Annotated in this window: 17 protein-coding genes; 10 read left to right on the forward strand and 7 right to left on the reverse strand. The window is 45.1% G+C overall.

What is annotated here, in order from left to right; genetic code table 11:
* Positions 1 to 24: 24 nt before the first annotated feature.
* The gene (locus AC3CID_RS05185; RefSeq protein ID WP_004736271.1) at positions 25 to 1,191 is read right to left on the reverse strand and encodes a DUF1887 family protein; all 1,167 of its coding nucleotides are present in this window, start codon (positions 1,189 to 1,191) and stop codon (positions 25 to 27) included.
* 197 nt (positions 1,192 to 1,388) lie between these two features.
* The gene (locus AC3CID_RS05190) at positions 1,389 to 3,380 is read right to left on the reverse strand and encodes a methyl-accepting chemotaxis protein (RefSeq protein ID WP_004736269.1); all 1,992 of its coding nucleotides are present in this window, start codon (positions 3,378 to 3,380) and stop codon (positions 1,389 to 1,391) included.
* A gap of 277 nt (positions 3,381 to 3,657) precedes the next feature.
* Between AC3CID_RS05190 and hinT the strand changes: the two genes are divergently transcribed.
* The 7 genes from hinT to AC3CID_RS05225 all read left to right on the forward strand — a co-directional run bounded on the left by hinT (position 3,658) and on the right by AC3CID_RS05225 (position 10,229).
* Positions 3,658 to 4,008: a purine nucleoside phosphoramidase gene (hinT, locus tag AC3CID_RS05195; RefSeq protein ID WP_004736268.1), complete on the forward strand. Its 351-nt coding sequence runs from the start codon at positions 3,658 to 3,660 to the stop codon at positions 4,006 to 4,008.
* Positions 4,009 to 4,265: 257 nt separating this feature from the next.
* Entirely contained in the window at positions 4,266 to 5,657 is a 1,392-nt protein-coding gene (locus tag AC3CID_RS05200; protein WP_488527037.1) for a COG3014 family protein, read from the forward strand.
* The gene (locus AC3CID_RS05205) at positions 5,657 to 6,040 is read left to right on the forward strand and encodes a YcfL family putative periplasmic lipoprotein (RefSeq protein ID WP_171329358.1); all 384 of its coding nucleotides are present in this window, start codon (positions 5,657 to 5,659) and stop codon (positions 6,038 to 6,040) included. Before AC3CID_RS05200 ends, AC3CID_RS05205 begins: the two co-directional genes overlap by 1 nt.
* A 90-nt stretch (positions 6,041 to 6,130) precedes the next feature.
* Positions 6,131 to 6,721, forward strand: a complete 591-nt coding sequence (gene lpoB / locus AC3CID_RS05210; protein ID WP_004736264.1) for a penicillin-binding protein activator LpoB — start codon at positions 6,131 to 6,133, stop codon at positions 6,719 to 6,721.
* Between the two features lie 205 nt (positions 6,722 to 6,926).
* Complete coding sequence (locus AC3CID_RS05215) at positions 6,927 to 7,781, forward strand: phosphotransferase (RefSeq protein ID WP_065205568.1); 855 nt, start codon at positions 6,927 to 6,929, stop codon at positions 7,779 to 7,781.
* A gap of 108 nt (positions 7,782 to 7,889) precedes the next feature.
* Entirely contained in the window at positions 7,890 to 8,429 is a 540-nt protein-coding gene (ycfP, locus tag AC3CID_RS05220; protein ID WP_017093527.1) for an alpha/beta hydrolase YcfP, read from the forward strand.
* 510 nt (positions 8,430 to 8,939) lie between these two features.
* Positions 8,940 to 10,229, forward strand: coding sequence for an NAD(P)/FAD-dependent oxidoreductase (locus AC3CID_RS05225; RefSeq protein ID WP_004736261.1), 1,290 nt, complete (start codon positions 8,940 to 8,942; stop codon positions 10,227 to 10,229).
* Between the two features lie 95 nt (positions 10,230 to 10,324).
* Here the strand turns inward: AC3CID_RS05225 and AC3CID_RS05230 are convergent, their stop codons facing one another.
* The 4 genes from AC3CID_RS05230 to AC3CID_RS05245 all read right to left on the reverse strand — a co-directional run bounded on the left by AC3CID_RS05230 (position 10,325) and on the right by AC3CID_RS05245 (position 15,879).
* Positions 10,325 to 10,870 (reverse strand): GNAT family N-acetyltransferase, encoded by a 546-nt coding sequence (locus AC3CID_RS05230; RefSeq protein WP_102491450.1) that lies wholly within the window; start codon positions 10,868 to 10,870, stop codon positions 10,325 to 10,327.
* 140 nt (positions 10,871 to 11,010) lie between these two features.
* A complete protein-coding gene (locus AC3CID_RS05235; RefSeq protein WP_488527038.1) occupies positions 11,011 to 11,778 on the reverse strand; it encodes a peptidoglycan binding protein CsiV in 768 nt (255 codons plus the stop codon).
* Between the two features lie 63 nt (positions 11,779 to 11,841).
* The gene (mfd, locus tag AC3CID_RS05240; RefSeq protein WP_488527039.1) at positions 11,842 to 15,303 is read right to left on the reverse strand and encodes a transcription-repair coupling factor; all 3,462 of its coding nucleotides are present in this window, start codon (positions 15,301 to 15,303) and stop codon (positions 11,842 to 11,844) included.
* Positions 15,304 to 15,309: 6 nt separating this feature from the next.
* Complete coding sequence (locus AC3CID_RS05245) at positions 15,310 to 15,879, reverse strand: hypothetical protein (protein WP_009847150.1); 570 nt, start codon at positions 15,877 to 15,879, stop codon at positions 15,310 to 15,312.
* 227 nt (positions 15,880 to 16,106) lie between these two features.
* Here AC3CID_RS05245 and lolC point away from each other — a divergent pair, with 227 nt between their 5' ends.
* The 3 genes from lolC to lolE are packed head-to-tail and all read left to right on the forward strand — an operon-like array spanning position 16,107 to position 19,245.
* Positions 16,107 to 17,315 (forward strand): lipoprotein-releasing ABC transporter permease subunit LolC, encoded by a 1,209-nt coding sequence (lolC, locus tag AC3CID_RS05250; protein ID WP_488527040.1) that lies wholly within the window; start codon positions 16,107 to 16,109, stop codon positions 17,313 to 17,315.
* Positions 17,308 to 18,000 carry a lipoprotein-releasing ABC transporter ATP-binding protein LolD gene (lolD, locus tag AC3CID_RS05255; protein ID WP_488527041.1) on the forward strand — a complete coding sequence of 231 codons (693 nt, stop codon included), beginning with the start codon at positions 17,308 to 17,310 and terminating at the stop codon, positions 17,998 to 18,000. Before lolC ends, lolD begins: the two co-directional genes overlap by 8 nt.
* Positions 18,001 to 19,245, forward strand: a complete 1,245-nt coding sequence (gene lolE / locus AC3CID_RS05260) for a lipoprotein-releasing ABC transporter permease subunit LolE (RefSeq protein ID WP_146457267.1) — start codon at positions 18,001 to 18,003, stop codon at positions 19,243 to 19,245. It abuts the gene before it with no gap.
* 226 nt (positions 19,246 to 19,471) lie between these two features.
* Here the strand turns inward: lolE and AC3CID_RS05265 are convergent, their stop codons facing one another.
* Positions 19,472 to 19,984 (reverse strand): DUF2062 domain-containing protein, encoded by a 513-nt coding sequence (locus tag AC3CID_RS05265; protein ID WP_017078948.1) that lies wholly within the window; start codon positions 19,982 to 19,984, stop codon positions 19,472 to 19,474.
* Positions 19,985 to 19,986: the final 2 nt, after the last annotated feature.

Below are 19,986 nucleotides of genomic sequence, written 5' to 3' on the forward strand. Positions count from 1 at the left end.
GAGCTCTCAAGAGTCTATTGGCTTTTAGCACTCTAAATCTTCATCACCACCGGCGGCGGTAAACCATGCCGCTAGGTGTGTTTTAAGATCTTTTAATTCGTCAGGGCCAATCAATGCAAGGCCAAGATCTTCTGCTCGTGTGATGTCGTTATGACGAAGAGGGCGGAAACTCACTAACATTGCACGTGCTTGTAGGCCACCCAAAAGGTCTCTAAGCGATTCCAACTTGTACAAGGTATCATCGCCATCATCACGCATACCTTTGGTCTTACACTCGATGATGTGCAGCTTATTGTTCACTACAGAAGCAACATCAAGCTCATTACGTACCTCGCGCTCACCGAGTTGACGATAAACCTGAACATTCAAAGAGCGATCTTGAATGGTCGGCATGTCATCTTGGATCTGCTTAACTGTGCTATGAACCAATGTTTCGAGCCATTCGCCGTTTGAGAAGCGTCGTGCGTCTTCATTGGCAAACGTCAAAATACCATTGTCATAAGTGGCGATCTTAGCTTCAACCAAATCGCTCAACAGCATGTTTAGCTCGCGATAACCTTGTTGTTTCTCTGACAACCCTACATCAAGTCTCTGTTCTTTGCGGCAGGTCGTTGCAAGATAGTTCAATGTAGCAAGGCCTGGGCCGAGTTCTAGTGCATTACTTGCCCAGCGTTCACCTAGCTCATAAAGCTTTTGATCAAGTTGCGGAGACAGCTGTACATCGCTGAATTCACCACGAGCGCCGAACACAGTCAGGTAGTCGTCGATAGTGATGCGGTCTTGAACTTGTGCGTCTTCTTTGCCATTCGGGTAAAGCCAGCACAGCTTGTCACTGTTTGGTTCAACAACAAAGATTGGCCAGTGGTAAGTACGAAATACTTCGTAGACAGAAAGTAGGCGGTGACGAAGGCCACAACTTGCGTTGAGTTTCACTTCTTCTCCACGAGCTTTGAGGTCTTCGGCAAGGTTTTGGATAGACTCTTTAATCGCGGATGTATTTACGAGGGTTGGAATTTCGAAAAATTCACTCGTAATGTCGCGTTTTTGCAAAACGCTGTCTAAGCGTTGGTAAATACTGACTTGATTCTTGTCACCGATGAACACGATGTGAGTGCTGATCGTTCGGTTATCGAGTAGTGGGGTGATCAAGCGAATGGGATCTTGATCGATAATGCCAACATGAACAGCCATATAAATTCCTTAATAGCGGCTCGCTCATAAAGGTGAAAGAGAAAACGGGAAGCAGCAAGCCTTAATAATCATATAATGACAAAGATCATAAAAAACAAGGGCAACCCTTGATAAAAGTTGCCCTTGTTCAAATAGTTATCACTATTGGGTAAGAAGTCCCAATATTCTCACTAAATATCTATCAATTTCTCAGCTATCTATAGCTTGAACTGATGAACCAAATCACCTTGTTGGTTTGCGAGAATTGTTAGGTTTTGGCTTGCTTCAGCAATTGAAGACATCGCTTGGTAACTCTTATCTGCGATATGGTTGATGTCTTCTATATTCCGCGCAATATCACCAGAAGTTTCACTCTGCTCAGCGGCTGCTTGAGAGATGTGTGTACTCATGTGGCTGATCTCTAGAATCAAGGCTTGGATCTCTTCCATCGCACTGTTGGCACTTGAAGCTTGTTGAACCGACATGTCCATATCGCTCATACAACTTTCAATCACGTTGCTTGCTGTTTTCGAGCTTGATTGCAGGTTGCTGATCATGGTCTCGATTTCAGACGTTGATTGAGTGGTCTTCTGTGCTAGCACGCGTACTTCATCGGCAACCACTGCAAAACCACGACCTTGCTCACCGGCACGCGCCGCTTCGATTGCCGCGTTGAGTGCAAGTAGGTTGGTTTGTTCTGCAATACCACGGATCACGTCGAGGATTGAGCCAATCTGGCTACTCATCTGCTGCAACTCACCTACAGCACCAACAGATTCAGTAAGACGAACCTCAAGCTGGTTAATGGTACTGATGTTGGTGTTCATTATCTGACGACCAGACTCAGAAGCCGATTCTACTTGTTGAACCATGGTAAGTGAGCTTTGCGCGCTGTTCGCCACTTCTTGTACAGAATGAGACATTTCTGTCATCGCAGTCGCAACAGTTGCCGTTTGCTCACGTTGGCTGTTCAGTTGAGCTTGGGTCTCTGTAGAGGTTTTCTGGTTTACGCTTGCGGTCTTAGTTAAGTCATCTGAAGCGTCATTCAGTTTCACCAGAATATTGCGTAGGTTGTCGGCTAAGGTGTTGATGTGACGACTCACACGGCTGAATTCGTTGTCATAACGAATGTCGATACGTTGAGTCATATCGCCTTCAGTTAGGCCTTCTAATGTACCCAGGATGCGAGTTAATGGCTCTCTTACGCTATGTGCAATATGGTACCCAATTGCTGCAGCGAATACGGTGACAACAATACCAATTGCAATCGCATTGAACAGGCCTTTGTCGTAGATGCTGCTTGCGTCTTCAAGTGAAGCGTTCAGTTGCTCTTCCGCAGTCACGTTGAATGAGTCTAAAACAGCCATGGCTTGGTCTATTTCTACGGCTAAGTTAGCAATGTTGATGTACAGAGCTTGTTTCGCTTTCAAGTAGTTGTTGTGCTTGTCCAACACACCGCCTTTTTGACCAACGTCTTTGGTGAATTTCTGAACCGATTCATCAAAGACATTTTTAAGTGCTGGCAGTTGTGTGGATAGGCCGCGATAAGCGTAGTTAAGGTGAGTAACGGCCTTTTTGTTTTGGTTAACGGCTTTCTGAACGAAGGCAACATCAGAACTCGCTAGCGCATCAGAGGTAATCACTTCAGCATCTTGAAGTTTAATGAAGTAGCTTTTTGCCATCACTTTTACAGAGATGCTTTTTTGGTCGGCAACGTACTCTTTCATGCCGACAGTTAACTCTGAATGTAAGCGTTGGAAATCGCGAGATGCTTTCTGTACTTGCTCTTGAGCTTCAAACATCGCGACGTAGTTGTTCATCGCTTCGTCAGCTTCGGCGAAGTAGCGTTCTTCCATTGCTCTTAATTGGGCAATGCGTTCAGTGAGCGAAACATTGTTTTGGCTTGCCGCTTCTAAACTTCCGAGAACTTCTGAAAACGAGTTTTGTGACGCAGCAAACTCAGTACGCATTGCAGACATGCGTTCAGCGTTTTGTGTGGTTAAGTAATCTTTGAATGATTTATCAGCAGAAAGCAATTGAACACTTGTTTGATTTGAAAGCGCGACAAGTGGTAGTGAGGTTTCTGAGACACTCTCAAAATTGCTGTGTATCTGATTCATGCTGTTCATCATGATGGTTATCGTGACTGCGAACATGATGATGATCAGTGCGAAACCAGCGTACATACGCTTGATCACAGATCCCTTCATGGCTTTCTCCCTAAATAAAAATGCAGACCTAATGTCAGGTCAAAGTAAAACTAACAAAATTATCAGCATTCTATTGAGCTCCGTTTACGCATTTTATGACGCACACGTCAAAAATAGCCCTCAGTTATAACCAACATGCCATTCTTGAGAGCTAAGGCTCGTTTTCTTTGATTTGAACGGTGTTTTTTATTATGCTTTAAAGCAGATTTATTGTGGTTTGATGCGGCATAGCGCATACTCAAAGCATTAAAAAATAAATGTTTTATCGGAGAGAAACATGGCTGAAGAAACCATTTTTAGTAAGATCATCAATAAAGAAATCCCAGCAGATCTACTATACCAAGACGATTTAGTAACGGCATTTCGCGATATCAACCCTCGCGCGCCAAGCCATATCTTAATCATCCCAAACAAGCTGATTCCAACAACGAATGATGTTGAAGTAGAAGATGAAGCCATGATGGGGCGCATGTTTACCGTGGCTCGCAAGTTAGCAAAAGAAGAAGGCATCGCAGAAGATGGCTACCGTCTTATTGTGAACTGCAATTCTCATGGCGGCCAAGAGGTTTATCATATTCACATGCATTTGGTTGGTGGCCGTCCACTTGGTCCCCTATTAATGAGCTAATGCAAAGCTAACAAGTTAATGAAAGCTAATGAGTTGGTTTAAACGAACTCATTAGTGGGTTAACACAAGTAGTTAGTTGGAAAATTTGTAGTTTGTATGCCAACTTTAAGTTCTATCTGTTGTCTGAATGTCGGCATCGCCTAGGCAGAGGCTAAATCAGTAGGGTTTCAACTGGCTTGAGATCCTTTTTACAACACGTTTCGTTTTGATAATGAGACTAACAAAGTTGGCATTTTAAACATGCACGGAGACGATAAGTGAAGCAACAGTTTAGATTCGCTTCCATTGCCCTGTTATCGGCGTTGACTGTGGGCTGTGCAAGTATGTCTGCAGGAAACCTGTTCAGTCATTACAGCGCGCAAAACAAAGAGATCTACCAAGCCGTTAAATCTGGAGATTATTCAGAGGCTCAACAAGAGCTACCAGATTACGCAGTGGGTGACATCCTTGATAACTTTGAAAGAGGCAGAATTAACCTTCTGGATCAGCAATACCCAGAGAGTAAGTCTTCGTTTGAAGTGGCGGATCAGGCGGTAACTGAGCAGCAAAGAAAAGCCGTGATCTCGATTTCAGACAGTGCAACCAGCGTGGGTGCGTTGGCGGTGAATGATAATATTACCGAGTATGTGCCAGCCGATTATGAGCTGGGGTTTCTTCATCTGTATCTCGGTTTAAATTATCTCAAGAAAAACGATTTAGAAGGTGCGGTGATTGAAATGCGTCGCGCCAACCAAGTTCAAGAACAAGCAAAGAAGCAACGTGAAGCTGAGTTAGACCGTGCAGCCAGCGATGCGAAGAAGCAGGGGTTGTCTGCCAATGTGGGGAGCATTCTTGCGAACTATCCTGATGCGGGTAAAAAGCTGCAGTCGGTACAGAATGCGTATTTGATGTTTTTGTCTGGACTGCTTTATGAAGCTTCGAATGATTTAAACAGCGCATACGTTGACTATCGTCGTGCTTTGGCTGTTATGCCAGACAACCAAGAAATTATTGACAGAACAATGGCAACTGCCGCGCGTTTAGGGATGCGACAAGATTTAGCGACATTGGAAAAGCGTTACAAGCAATCATCTAAGCTTGGCGCAGGTGAAGGGCGAGTGATTGTTCTTCAAGAACAAAGCGCTGTACAAGCAATGGACAGTTGGCGATTAGATTTACCTGTTTATGACAGTCGCGATCAGGGCGCAATATACTCTCTGGCACTGCCCTATTATCCGAGCCAAAACGTGGAGCGTTTTTCTGCCTTGCGAATCAGCGGGCAACCGCTACAAGAACATTTGATCACTGACGTAAACGCGATGGCGCAGAACGATTTATCTGAACGTATGACGAGCATTGTTATCCGTCAGGCTTTACGTGTGGTAGCTAAAGACCGTATCCGTAAAGAAGCGACCAAAGGCAACGATGTCGGTAATATCTTGTTCAATGTGTGGAATACATTCACCGAACAACCAGACACTCGCAGTTGGCAATCTCTACCGGCTGAGATTAAGAGCAGCACGTTCGTAGCAAACAGCGGTCAATATACGCTAGAAGCGGGCGCTAAAACGTACGACTTTGATATCCGAGAAGGGCAGACCACTTTGGTGTGGATTTCTCGACAAGGTAACAATGCAACAATGTGGCATAAACAGCTAGGGAGGCTGTAATGAAAAAGTGGTTAGTGAGTTTAGCAGCGGTTATGGCTCTGGCTGGTTGTGCTGATAATACAGCTGGCGTAAGGGTTGATAGTCTGACTCAGAACGTTTTCTTTGGTGACAAGGTATTGGGCAGCCGTTTGTTGGTTGAAGATATCCGTACCGACCAAGTTGACGGTCACACTCGAGGAATTGTTCGTTTAAACAGTAAATATAAAGGCGATCAACATATCCTTTATCGTTTTTACTGGTATGACGATGCTGGGCTTGAGGTGAACCTAAAACAAGGCCCTTGGAAGCAAGCGATTGTTCGTGGCTTTGAAAGTATCTCGTTGTCGGAAGTATCGGTAAACCCGAAAGCAACTCAATTCCGAGTTCAGTTCCGAGAGCAGTAACTTAGATTTAAGAAGCGGATTCATTGATTCGCCAATACAAGAATTTAAGAGTGAGGGTAACCCCACTCAGTGATAAGTTGAGGAAACAAAATGAAAAAGAGTGTCGTTGCGCTACTAGGTTTAGCGGTTATTTTAGGCGGTTGTTCAAACAAGGTAAGCTACGGTGATGCACAAGCAGTAGAAACCACGACAATCGATTTCGGTTCAACTGACCTTCAAACGATTGCGGGTGAAATGGTCGATAGCATGATGGCGTCTGGTTCAGTGTCTTACATTACTCGTGAGCAACGTCCAATCGTGTTCGTAGAGCGAATCAAGAACAAGACAAGTGAGCACATCGATACTGAGTCAATCACTGACACTATCAGTACTAAAATGCTGAACTCTGGTAAGTTCCGTTTCGTTGATATGGACCGTGTAGAGTCTGTTCGTGACCAATTGAACTTCCAAAACAATGATGAGCTTGTAAACCAAAGCTCAGCAATTCAATTCGGTAAAATGGTCGGTGCTCAATACATGCTGTACGGCAACCTATCAAGCATCGTTAAGAAAGACGGTAGCGACGAAGACGTTTACTACAAAATGACGATGCGTCTAATGGATCTTGAGTCTGGCTTGATTGAATGGGCTGACGAGACTGAAATCCGTAAGCAACAATCTAAGAGCCTATTGGGCCTTTAATTTCGCTTACTTGCCAACTAAACGCAGCCAGTTTTGACAGCGTTTAGTCTTGGCAGCGCATAGCTTGGCCACACATAGCTTGGTTACACGCCAATGCAGTGGATGATGTGCTGCTTATGAAGAGACACTGGCTTTTGGTCAGTGTCTTTTTTGTAGGGAAATGAAGACGTTTATAGGGAAGTTAAGACGTTTATAGGGAGTAAATATGGCAATTTTTTCTTGGTCTGAAGCCAAGCTTCTTGATACCAGTTTGAGTTCGCTTGATGGATACTTTTCTGAGCCACCTGTTAGAGCGCAAACGCTGACCGGCGGTTTGACCAATCGATGTTGGAAGTTGGTTGATGCAGATGGTACTGCGTATGTTTGGCGGCCCATCACTTCCATCACCAAAGCCTTCTTCATCTCTCGTCATGAGGAGTATCAAGTGCTTTCCGCAATTGAGCGTCTAGGTATTGGACCAAGTCCAATAGTGGTTAATGAGCAAGGCTTATTGGTTGAATGGATTGCGGGTGAGACGCTTTACGAAGGCTTAGAGCTTGATGATTTGTTGAAGACTCTGATCTCGGTGCATTTGGTGAATACCGCGCGATTGCCGCTCCAACCGTTCAGTTTCACAGCGCGAGTCGATCATTACTGGCTGCAGCTTGATGCTGTTCATAAGACGGAAGCCTGCACTAAAATTTACCAAGAGTGGCGAGTAGCACCGAGTGTTACAAATGTTGACCTGTCTTTGTGCCATTTTGATTTAGGTGGTTATAACTTAGTGAGAAATAGCGATGGGATTAAGATTATTGATTGGGAATATGCAGCATTAGCAGACCCTAGACTTGATCTTACACTGACCATTGCCGTTGCAGGATTACCAGTTGCTGAAGCCGTAAACAAGTACTGTCAGCTGCGAGGCATCCATGATGTCCAACCTTGGCTTGATGGGGTAGAAGCATGGTTACCAAGAAGCCAAATGATGGCGATGCTGTGGTATTTACTTGCTCATCAGCTCTGGGGAGATGAAAGTTATCTGCGTGAAGCAGAGGCGCTGAGTCACACTTTATGTAGCTAGGATCACGTTTAGGAAGTGAAAAATATAATTTCGTTCGTGTTCCCTTTAAAACCTTATTTTTCATGTTAGATTAATTAAAACGTACCAATATTCAACAAGGAGGTACTAATGATTATTTATCTACATGGCTTCGACTCAACTAGCCCGGGCAATCACGAAAAAATACTGCAGTTGCAATTCATTGATGATGACGTTCGTTTCATCAACTACAGTACTTTGCATCCAAAACACGATATGCAACATTTGCTAAAAGAAGTGCATAAAGTGATAGAGCAATCCGATGACCCGCATCCGATCATTTGTGGTGTAGGCTTAGGTGGTTTTTGGTCTGAACGTATTGGTTTTTTATGTGGTATCAAGCAGGTGGTGTTCAACCCGAATCTGCACCCTGAGAACAACATGGTAGGTCGAATTGACCGTCCAGAAGAGTACGAAGACATCGCGACTAAGTGTGTTGCTCAATATCGTATGAAGAACAAAGGTCGCTGTTTAGTGGTGCTTTCTCGTGAAGATGAGATTCACGACAATACCAAAACAGCTGCCGCGTTAGAAGATTATTATGATGTCATCTGGGACGAAAAAGAGAGTCATAAGTTCAAAAAAATCTCTCAGCACTTGCAGACAATGAAAGCGTTTAAAAACGCTTAATTATTCCAGTTATTTTATAAAAGCAGCACTCAATTGAGTGCTGCTTTTTTTACATCTGAACCCAAGAGCCGAACATTAATCAAATGGTTGTAGTTATTTTTTGAAGAGTTTGAGCATTTAAAGATAAGTTTGCGCAAACGTTAACTAATTCGCCGCGAATCCTCATTGTGGGTAAGGATTTTTGTTGCGGTCATCTTTTTGCTATATATAATGTTCTCAAGCAAAATATTTTGATAAATATCAAGAAAAATTGAGAGCGAGTGATAAAACTTGCCCATTATTTGTGCTCTACCTCTCAGGTAGTCACCTTTTTATCCAAGTGAGCAAAGCGGCAAGCCAATGTTTGTTGCTTGTAACCCCTCTAACTACTCGGTGAGCTGTCGTTATTCTTTTTCGCGGTAATCCAATTTGTAACAGCCTTCGCATTCAAGGCCGAGTAGATACATAGAATTTATCGGTTGGAGTAATCGAGCCGAACCCCATTTATTCATTTTGTAGAGGATTGTCATTGTGACAAAAATTATCGTAGTAGGCGGTGGAGCTGGTGGTTTAGAACTAGCAACTAAGCTAGGCCGCACTTTAGGTCGTAAAAAGCGTGCCCAGATTACTCTGGTAGATCGTAAAGCAAGCCACCTATGGAAACCATTACTTCATGAAGTAGCAACGGGTTCATTGGACGAGGGTGTTGATGCGTTAAGCTACCGCGCACACGCAAAAAACCATTACTTCGATTTCCAAATGGGCAGCCTGAACGACATCGATCGTGAACGTAAAGTGATCGCCCTGAGCGAACTGAAAGATGACCACGGTGAACTGCTTATGCCAAGCCGTGAACTTGAATACGATATTCTTGTGATGGCGCTAGGCTCAACGTCAAACGACTTCAACACACCAGGCGTTCGCGACAACTGTATTTTCCTTGATAGTCCAGAGCAAGCGCACCGTTTCCGTACAGAAATGAACAACCAGTTCTTAAAGCTTCACGCTAAGAACGGCCAAGGCACAGTAGATATTGCTATTGTTGGTGCTGGCGCGACAGGTGTTGAGCTTTCTGCGGAATTGCACAACGCGGTTAAAGAGCTTCGTACTTATGGCTTTGGCGATCTAGATTCAAGCAAGCTGAACGTTAACCTTGTTGAAGCGGGTGAGCGTATTCTTCCAGCCCTACCTCCTCGTATTTCGAGCGCAGCGCACTCTGAGCTTACGAAGCTTGGTGTAACTGTGCGTACGACTACAATGGTTACACAAGCTGATGCTGACGGCCTAACGACTAAAGATGGTGAGAAGATCCCAGCACAAATCATGGTTTGGGCTGCAGGCATTAAAGCGCCAGATTTCATGAAAGATATCGGTGGTCTTGAGACGAACCGTATCAACCAGTTGGTTGTGAAAAATACGCTACAAACTACGCTTGATGACAACATCTTTGCTATTGGTGACTTAGCGCAATGTACGCAAGCAGACGGTTCATTCGTTCCACCACGTGCACAAGCGGCTCACCAGATGGCAAGTTGTGCGTTTAGCAATATCATTGCTAAGTTAAACGGCCGCGACCTGAAAGATTACATCTACAAAGATAAAGGCTCACTTGTTTCGCTAAGCCGTTTTTCTACGGTAGGTAGTTTAATGGGTAACCTAACTAAAGGTTCGATGATGGTTGAGGGGCGTATTGCTCGTATCGTTTACATCTCTTTGTACCGTATGCATCAGATGGCGCTTCACGGACTAATTAAAACATCGCTGATGATGTTAGTTGGTCGTATTAACCGTGTACTTCGTCCAAACCTAAAGCTTCACTAATCAGGTAAGCCTTCTAAGGTCATTACGCTGATAATAAAAAAGAGCTCTTCGGGGCTCTTTTTTGATCGTGTCGACTACGTGTTGTTTTAGCCTGCTTAAGAGGTTGGAGGTAATACGGAGTAAACCACGCCATCTTTCGGCTTACCGTTAAAGATAAAGCGATTCTTAGCAATGGTTTCACGTTCAGCGCCACATTTCTCGATCAGCTTTTGGCTGGGTAGGTTCTCTGTATCGCAGACAATTTCCAAACGCGTTAACTTGAGCAGTGCGAAGCAAAATTCAAATAAGGCAATCATCGCTTCCTTGGCTATCCCTTTTCTTTGAAATTCATCACCCACCCAGTAACCTAAACTTGCCATGTTAAAGGTGTGGTAAAGCTCATTAATGGCCACCATACCGACTAACTTATCGCTTTTTCGCTCGAAGATACCAAAGCCAAACGCTTCGGCTTTAACCCAGTTTAAGCGAGTCGCCAGAATGAATTTCTCGGCCTCGATGATAGAAAACTCGTCGTGGCACCAGTCGAGCCATGGCAATAAACTCGGGGAGGACTTAACCAGCTGCGAAAATTCTTGAGCGTCTGAGGCTTCAATAATTTTGAGGCTGAGATTTTGTGTATTGATCTGAAAGTCAGGGCTCATAGGACGTACCAAGTAACGTGTAGATAAGGATAGTAAGTACCGCGTAATAAAACGCCCTCACAATGGAGGGCGTATTGAATGCATCAAGTTCGGTTCTATATAAGAATAGCTGAGTTATTGAGCTATTCTTATTAGGCTAATTATTGCGCCACACGTCGAACTTGAATCACCATACCAAGAAGCGGGTGATCGAGGTAGTGAGTCTCAGTACTGCGCATACGACGTTTTTGGTCCATGCGGTAGCTCTTAAGAAACTCTTCCACTTCAACAGTCGGAGAGATTTCAGTGAGGTTGCCCACTTGAACATTGCTTTCGGTGCCACTTACTGGTGAATCTAGCTCGATTTGTTGCTCTTGAAGAGTCACTTCACGAACGCTCGGCGCTTTTAAATCCAATGTCGTTTCAGCGTAGAGGTAATGCTGAACGTAGATTTGCAGCTTGCCGTCTAATTCGTATAGTGGCTTATCAATGGTCTCTTCTTTGAAGCCATCAGTATTAGCTGCAGTTACTGCACCTTTCTCTGAACCGTCAGCGTTGAAGTCTTTTGAGAAATCTTTACCTGCTTGAATGTGGAATACAGGTGCCGAGCTCTTACCTTGGTCGCCCTGACGCCAAGCGGTATGCATTAGCACTTCAAAACCAGCGTGTTTACGTAGTTTGTCTTTCTGAGGCGTTAACTTGTATTCCGAGTAAGGCAGCATTTGAACGCCTTTCTTTGCTCGGTATTGGGTATCTTGAAATGAACCAACGCGCTCAAGTGAAATCTTAGGCTGTGTGTTAGGCCAAGATTCATTCACTTTTTCTGCATCAACAGCACGCTTAAAAATGATCACTTCTATATCAAATTGTCTCTGCGCCAAACTTGGCAGTGAGACGAACAATAGTAGCAGTGGGATCAGTCTTTTCATTTTTACTCCGTCTTCCAGCCGATCTATCGGCTGGATAATTTATATGTGCAAGTGGATTGGGTCTTATGCTGAAGGCAGCAAGTTCTGTCTGAATTCACCCAATAAATCACTAACAAATTGAATTCGTTTCCGTCTGTCGACCAATGGTATCGTAAACTTGAACTTTGTTGGTCCTTCCATTGAAAACTTTTGCGGTTGAGATTGCAACAGTTTAACAAGGTAGGCCGGGTTTATGTCAGCATCTGGGTAGAATTCTAAGAATCCACCTTTATCGTGAGCTTCAATTTTCTTGGCTTTGATTGACGCCGCGGCTAATTTTAGCTCAGAAACTGACAACAAGTTCTTGGTAGCATCAGGTAGAAGGCCGAAGCGATCAATCAGCTCGACTTTCAACTCGGCCAATTCGTCCGTGTCACTCACACTCGCAATACGCTTATAGGTAGACAAACGTGTATTGATGTCTGGGATGTAGTCATCAGGCAACAGTGCTGGCAGGCGCATCTCAATTTCAGTTTGTTCACGCAGTAGGTCATCAAGCGATGGCTCTCTACCTTCTTTCAATGCTTCAACCGCCTGTTCAAGCATCTCCATGTAAAGCGTAAAGCCAACCGACTGGATTTGACCACTCTGTTCATCACCGAGTAGTTCACCTGCACCACGAATCTCTAAGTCATGGGTTGCTAGCGTAAAGCCTGCACCTAAATCTTCAAGTGAAGCAATGGCGTCTAATCGCTTGACGGCATCTTTGGTCATTGCTTTCGGGGGAGGTGTTAGCAAGTAGGCATAAGCTTGGTGGTGAGATCGACCCACACGCCCACGCAATTGGTGCAATTGTGCTAAACCGAGGTTATCGGCTCTGTCCATTAAGATGGTATTTGCCGTTGGTACGTCGATACCCGTTTCGATGATGGTTGTACACACTAGCAAGTTAAAACGCTGGTGATAGAAGTCATTCATGATGCGTTCTAGCTCTCGCTCTCGCATCTGACCATGGGCAACGGTGACACGCGCTTCTGGAATCAGTTTTTGCAGTGACTCAGCTGTCTTTTCAATCGTGTCGACTTGGTTGTGCAGGAAGTAAACTTGACCACCACGCATGATTTCACGCAGTACCGCTTCTCTGACTATCGCGTCATCACTCTCACGGACAAAAGTCTTTATTGCTAAGCGTCGTGCGGGTGGTGTGGCGATGATCGAAAGATCTCGCATCCCGCTCATTGCCATATTCAACGTTCTCGGAATCGGTGTCGCGGTTAGCGTGAGGATATCGACATCCGCGCGCATCGCCTTCACTTTCTCTTTTTGGCGCACACCGAAGCGGTGTTCTTCATCGACGACTAACAAGCCAAGGTCTTTAAACTTAAGGTCACTGGAAAGCAGCTTGTGAGTACCCACTAAGATATCGACCTTACCGTCGGCAACATCTTGCATGATCAATTTCTGTTCTTTAGCTGATTTAAATCGCGACAGAACTTCGACACGTATCGGTTGGTTCGCGAAACGGTCTCGGAAGTTTTCAAAGTGTTGCTGAGCAAGTAGGGTGGTTGGAACTAACACGGCTACTTGTTTACTGTTGTCGGTACAAACGAATGCTGCGCGCATCGCGACTTCAGTTTTACCAAAGCCAACATCACCACACACCAAACGGTCCATGGCTTTGGCTTGGCACATATCCGACATAACGGCATTGATGGCCATTGCTTGATCATCCGTTTCTTCAAACGGGAAGCCAGACTTGAAGGTCGCGTATTGGCCACGGTCGAGTACAAACTTGTAGCCAGGTTTTAGTTCACGTTTAGCGTAAACATCAAGCAGTTCGGCTGCAACGTCACGGACTTTCTCTGCGGCGCGCTTACGAGCTTTCTGCCATGCTTCGCCACCGAGTTTATGCAGTGGTGCAGAATCTTCAGCGCCGCCAGAGTAGCGGCCGATTAAGTTCAGAGAAGCAACAGGTACGTATAACTTGGCATCATTTTGATACTCAAGCGTTACGTATTCGGTTTTCATGCCACCCGCTTCAAGTGTTTGCAGGCCGATGTAGCGACCAATACCGTGGTCAATGTGAACAACAGGTTGACCCGGTTTAAGTTCGGCTAAGTGACGAATTACAGTGTCGCTGTTAACGCTTTTCTTGTCTTTCTTACGACGTTGTACAACGCGATCACCTAGCAGGTCGCTTTCACAGACAAGGGCGATGTTTTGCTCTTCGTGGATAAAGCCATGCTCAGCAGAACCTAGGATCAGGGTGAACTTATCTTTACCTTTAATCGCCGCGTCGAGGTTTTCAACTTCGCTTGGACGAACTTTGATGCCTCGAAGCAATTCACTCAATGCTTCACGGCGGCCTTCAGACTCAACCGAAAAGACCACTTTGCCGTCGAAGGCTTCAGTGAACTTTCTTAGGTTAGACAAAGGTTCTTTATTCTGATGTTGAACGCTGAGATCAGGCAGAGACGCAACCGGAAGGTTGGTACGTCCGGCTTTTTCTTCAATTAAATCTAAGCTCAGATTGACCTGTGGCTTCTGTTTGAAATGTGCGAACAGTTCGTCTTTTTGTAGCCAAAGTTGTTCAGGTTTCAGCAGTGGTCGTAACGGGTCAACACCGCGTTGTTCGTATCGATGAGCAACGTCTGTTAGGAATGATTCTACCGCAGTCTCGACATCACCTAGAACGAGGATTTGCGCTTCATCGGCAACATAATCAAACAAGGTTTCAGTATGGTCGAAGAACAGCGGCTGCCAGTATTCAATACCTGCGGGCCAAGTGCCTTTTGAAACCTGCATATAAACCGATTCGGGTTCACGGCGCGCATCAAACTGTTGGCGCCAGCGAATGCGGAAATCTTCAATAGCACTTTCAGAGGTTGGGAACTCGTGAGCTGGCAGCAAACGGATCTCAGAGATGTCTTCGATAGAGCGCTGATTTTCAGGATCGAAAGTACGAATGGTGTCGATCTCGTCATCGAAGAAGTCGATACGATACGGGTCTTTGCTGCCCATTGGGAACAAGTCGAGAATTGAACCTCGGCTCGCATACTCACCCGGGCCAAACACTTGGTCTACGTAACGATAGCCAGACTTTTCAAGTTGAAGGCGCAGCTTCTCTAACGAGTACAGATCGCCCGTTTTCACCATTAAGGTGTGCTGCAACAAGAAGTCACGTGGCGACTGACGTTGTAGTAGCGTGCTGATCGGTACGATCGTGATGCCATCTTTTAACGTTGGCAGCGCATAAAGGCGAGCGATACGGTCTGAAATGATCTCTTGATGTGGCGAGAAGCTGTCGTATGGCAGTGTCTCCCAATCAGGGAATAGTGCCACTTCATGTGACGTAAACTGCTCAATTTCTGATTGAAGCTTGAGTGCGATTTGAGGATCGGGCACTGCAAGTAAAGTATGGCTGTTATGCTGCTCCGCAAGTCTAGCGATAGCAAGCGCGAGAGATGAACCAACTAGGTTACCGATGTGTTTTTTATCACCGGCACCTTTGAGCTTAGGTAGTGTAAAAATGGATTGTTTTGTCATGTCTATTTACTTGTTATCTCGTTCTAGAGAGCGTTGACGTAAGAGCTTTTGTTGTTGATGAAGTGCAGCCTTGATCAGCAAGTCTTGGTCAGTATCACGAAGATGAGCATATTTGAATTTGATTTCGAAGCCTGAGTCTTTAGGTTCGCTAGCGAAGACTTCCGCGTAGCAATAGATAGCAGCAGCAGGGTGCTCGATAAAGAGCTTGGCTTTAACTAAGCGACCCGCTTCGATATCTGTTTTGGAAAAACAAGAGAACTGACTCGCGCCAAATGAATACGTGTGGGTACGAAATTGTTCATCATCTTGTTGCGACAACATAAAGCTCAACAAGAGGTTTAATTTAGAGTTCTGTGCATCCAATAAACTGATGACATTCTTCAAGTCGCTGTTTTTCAGTTCGTTGCGAGCACTGTCGGCTAATAGGTCCAATTGGCTAAACTCACTTGCCACAACAAAAGGGGCAGGGATCTCCGATTCGAACTGAATCTGAGAAGGTAAAGCGAAGTTACTGTCCATAGGCTCAATATTAGCGGTAAGGCTGTGGTGAACGGTGAAAAACTCTTGTTCTGTCATGCGTTAGTTCCTTGAAGTGATCTATTGATTATCGCTATGTGGCCGCAGTAATCAAGGTCAGTTAATTGAAAGTCTCAAATAGTTGTTTGAAAGTTGGCTATTTGACAAGGTTCTGTTTTTCAAGCCTAACTAATTGAGTTAATTCACTCTATATTTTCAATTAACCCCTACACAGTAACGGCAATACCCGTTACATTAACCCGCATCTCCTTTAGATGGTTCAAAGTATGTTTCATCCTATTTCATTGTTTGTTGGCCTGCGTTATTTGAAAGGTCGTTCAGGTGATCGCTTTAGCCGTTTTGTTTCTTATATGTCGACGGCCGGAATCACCATTGGTGTGCTGTCTTTGGTTACTGTTTTATCGGTAATGAATGGATTCGAAGCGCAGTTAAAAGACCGAATTCTTGGTGTGCTTCCTCAAGCCGTTGTTTACGAGCAAGGAGGCACAACGTCACTTTCTGCTCAAGCGCCTAGCTTTGCGGAGCAAATGTCGCTCAATGGCCACGTTGAACCTATTGTTCGCAGTGAAGCGGTGATTCAAAGCCCTGCTCAGTTATCTGCGGGCCTGTTAATCGGTATTGAGCCCAATTCCGATGACCCCCTCCAGAATCATTTAATTGCTGGCAGACTGTCTTCACTCCAAGCCGGTCAGTATCAGCTTTTCCTTGGTCATACCTTGGCAAGAAACTTGAAAGTGTCTATAGGGGACAAAGTTCGCTTAATGGTCACCAGTGCCAGTCAATACACACCACTAGGTCGCATACCTAGCCAGCGAAATTTCACCGTAGCCGGTATTTTTAATACGGGTTCGGATATTGATGCTCAGTTGATGGTCACACACATTCAAGATGCAGGACGTTTGATGCGTTATAAGTCTGATACGATTTCAGGCTGGAGACTGTTTTTTGATGACCCATTTGAAGTCGCAGATTTATCGAACACCCCTTTACCGGAAGGTTGGGTGTGGAGTGATTGGCGTGACCAGCGTGGCGAGCTTTTCCAAGCTGTTCGTATGGAAAAAAATATGATGGGCTTGATGCTGGGGCTGATTATCGGTGTTGCGGCGTTTAATATTATTTCTGCGCTGATCATGGTGGTGATGGAGAAGCAATCCGAAGTCGCTATCTTAAAAACACAAGGCATGCGTGATGGCCAAGTCATGGGTATCTTCATGGTTCAAGGTGCAAGTAGCGGTGTGATCGGCGCCTTATCTGGCGGCATTCTTGGCGTGATCTTAGCTTCGAACCTCAATACTATTTTAGAGGCGATGGGTGTTGCTCTGTTCTCATTTGGTGGACAACTGCCAATATTGATTAACCCAATCCAAATTGCGGTTGTTGTGGTTTTGGCTATTGCACTTAGCCTTGTTGCGACTGTATTTCCTTCTTATCGTGCATCTTCTGTGAAACCTGCTGAGGCCCTTCGTTATGAGTAATTTTCTTCAATGTAATGATATCCGTAAAACGTACCGTGAAGGCTCGTTAGATACTGAGGTTCTCAAGGGGGTCAGCTTTGAAGTCGAAAAGGGTGAGCTAGTCGCTATCATTGGTACCTCTGGTTCCGGTAAGAGTACGTTATTGCATATTTTAGGGGCATTGGATGATGCGTCTGACGGCAGCGTGAGCTTTCTCGGGCAAGACTTAGCATCTTTGAGCTCGAATAAGCAGGCCAAGCTTCGTAATCAGCATCTTGGTTTTGTTTATCAATTTCATCATCTTCTTTCTGATTTCTCAGCGTTAGAAAACGTAGCGATGCCTCTGCTTATTGGCGGTGAAAAACCAGCGAAAGCAAAACAAGAAGCACAAAGTCTGTTGGATAAAGTTGGATTAAGTCATCGTGTTGACCACCGACCTTCAGAACTTTCAGGTGGTGAGAGGCAACGAGTGGCAATTGCTCGTGCATTGGTGAACAAGCCTGCGCTAGTGTTGGCGGATGAACCGACTGGTAACCTAGACCACAATACAGCACTGTCTATTTACGATTTAATGCGTGAACTAAACCGTGAGTACGATACCGCCTTTTTGGTTGTGACTCACGATGGTGAACTTGCAGGTAAGATGGATCGCCAGCTTCACATGCAAGACGGTTTGCTGGTTAACGTAGAAAAAGAGGAGAGCTAGGTGTTTTCTTCTTTATCTCTATTGATCGGTGGCCGATTTAGCCGAGCGAAACAACGAGACAAAATGGTGTCGTTCATCTCTTTGTCTTCGACGATCGGTATTGCCGTTGGTGTGGCCGTGATCATCATTGGTTTGTCTGCGATGAATGGCTTTGAGCGAGAGCTTGAGTCGCGTGTACTTTCCGTTATTCCACATGGTGAATTCGAGGGTGTCAATGAACCAGTTACTCGCTGGGAGCATGTGATTGAGCAATCGGTGAAAAATGACAAAGTCGTCGCGGCTGCGCCTTATGTCAAAATTACTGCGCTTGCTGAAAAGGGCAAAGAGCTAAAAGCGATTGAAGTCAGAGGCGTTGATCCTCAACTTGAGAAGCAGGTATCTAGCCTTTCTAGTTTCATAGACAAACAAGCTTGGAGTGAATTTAAAGCTGGGCAACAACAGATCATTTTGGGTTCTGGTGTGGCGAATGTGCTTGGCGCGAAAGTCGGTGACTATCTGACTTTGATGATTCCCACTGTTAATGGTTCAGTGAAGGTGCAAGCACCGAAGCGTGTACGCGTTAAAGTGGTCGGTTTGTTGACGCTTAATGGCCAGATAGACCACAGCTTGGCGCTAATCCCGATTGGCGATGCTCAAGCTTATGCAAACCTAGGCGAGGCAGTAACTGGAGTTTCTTTAAAAGTGACCGATGTGCTGAACGCGAACTCTATTGTGCGTGAAGTGGGTAACCAGCTTGATGTGTATGTGTATCTACGAAGCTGGCAACAGAAGTTTGGCTTCTTGTACCGAGATATTCAGTTGGTTCGCACCATTATGTATCTGGTGATGGTACTGGTTATTGGTGTTGCTTGTTTCAATATTGTCTCGACCTTAATGATGGCAGTAAAAGACAGAGCATCGGAGATCGCGATCTTAAGAACCATGGGCGCATCAGACGGCCTTGTTAAACGCATCTTTGTTTGGCAGGGCGTATTCTCGGGTGTGTTAGGCAGCTTAGTCGGGAGTGCGATAGGTGTCTTGGTGGCGCTTAATCTCACTACGCTTATCAAAGGGCTCGAAAAGTTGGTCGATCACCAGTTTTTGTCCGGTGATATCTACTTTGTCGACTTCTTGCCATCACAACTTGATATGACGGATGTTGTTGTGGTTTCCGGTACCGCGATTGTGTTGAGCTTACTGGCTACATGGTATCCAGCCTCACGAGCGGCTAAGCTAAACCCGGCCTCGGTGCTTAGCTCGAAGTGATTTTCGAAGTAATGCGCTAAGTAAACGTCACGTTGCGCGATAGACTAACGGCATAAACAAAAAAAGGATCCCTGATGGGATCCTTTTTTATTGAATTCAATTCGTGTTCTTTACGACTTTCGTTACATGTCAATCTTGCAGAGTTCAGTGGCTCATCTGATTTTAACTTGTGTACGTTTTAAGTGAAGCGCATACAAGGATAGATTGAATAACAGGGTACGGTCGTTCAGTACCTTGCTTGTCGCTTCTTCCAGCTTCTTACTACTGAGTAACGCCATAACCCGCGAATACCAAAGTAGCCAACCATTGCAGAAACCACACCACAAATCAGACAACCCAGCAGGAACGGAGGTCCTATGGTGCTCATTTGCGCCAAGATGAAATCCCAAGACAGTTCGAAATGAAAGGCTTGAGGCGGCACATGCATCACAAACGCGCCTACTTTATAAGCAAAGTAGAACAGCACCGGCATAGTCACAGGATTACTGATCCAAACCAGTGCGACAGACAGTGGTAGGTTAACACCACATGCGACCGCAAGACCTGCAGACATAATCATTTGACTTGGTAAAGGGACAAACGCCATGAATAACCCAACAGCGAACGCACCAGCCGCAGAGCGACGATTAAGGCACCATAAGTTGGGGTTGTACAAAACATTGCCAAAAACTTTCAATGCTTTCTGACGTTTGATTAGCTCATGGTCAGGCATAAATCGTTTGATAAACTTTCTTGGCATAG

Source organism: Vibrio sp. QJM3NY_21, from assembly GCF_057785975.1.

Coding starts and splice junctions, on each gene's coding strand:
- AC3CID_RS05185 (WP_004736271.1), bottom strand. CDS start 1,191: ATGGCTGTTCATGTTGGCATTATCGATCAAGATCCCATTCGCTTGATC.
- AC3CID_RS05190 (WP_004736269.1), bottom strand. CDS start 3,380: ATGAAGGGATCTGTGATCAAGCGTATGTACGCTGGTTTCGCACTGATC.
- hinT (WP_004736268.1), top strand. CDS start 3,658: ATGGCTGAAGAAACCATTTTTAGTAAGATCATCAATAAAGAAATCCCA.
- AC3CID_RS05205 (WP_171329358.1), top strand. CDS start 5,657: ATGAAAAAGTGGTTAGTGAGTTTAGCAGCGGTTATGGCTCTGGCTGGT.
- lpoB (WP_004736264.1), top strand. CDS start 6,131: ATGAAAAAGAGTGTCGTTGCGCTACTAGGTTTAGCGGTTATTTTAGGC.
- AC3CID_RS05215 (WP_065205568.1), top strand. CDS start 6,927: ATGGCAATTTTTTCTTGGTCTGAAGCCAAGCTTCTTGATACCAGTTTG.
- ycfP (WP_017093527.1), top strand. CDS start 7,890: ATGATTATTTATCTACATGGCTTCGACTCAACTAGCCCGGGCAATCAC.
- AC3CID_RS05230 (WP_102491450.1), bottom strand. CDS start 10,870: ATGAGCCCTGACTTTCAGATCAATACACAAAATCTCAGCCTCAAAATT.
- AC3CID_RS05235 (WP_488527038.1), bottom strand. CDS start 11,778: ATGAAAAGACTGATCCCACTGCTACTATTGTTCGTCTCACTGCCAAGT.
- mfd (WP_488527039.1), bottom strand. CDS start 15,303: ATGACAAAACAATCCATTTTTACACTACCTAAGCTCAAAGGTGCCGGT.
- AC3CID_RS05245 (WP_009847150.1), bottom strand. CDS start 15,879: ATGACAGAACAAGAGTTTTTCACCGTTCACCACAGCCTTACCGCTAAT.
- lolC (WP_488527040.1), top strand. CDS start 16,107: ATGTTTCATCCTATTTCATTGTTTGTTGGCCTGCGTTATTTGAAAGGT.
- lolD (WP_488527041.1), top strand. CDS start 17,308: ATGAGTAATTTTCTTCAATGTAATGATATCCGTAAAACGTACCGTGAA.
- AC3CID_RS05265 (WP_017078948.1), bottom strand. CDS start 19,984: ATGCCAAGAAAGTTTATCAAACGATTTATGCCTGACCATGAGCTAATC.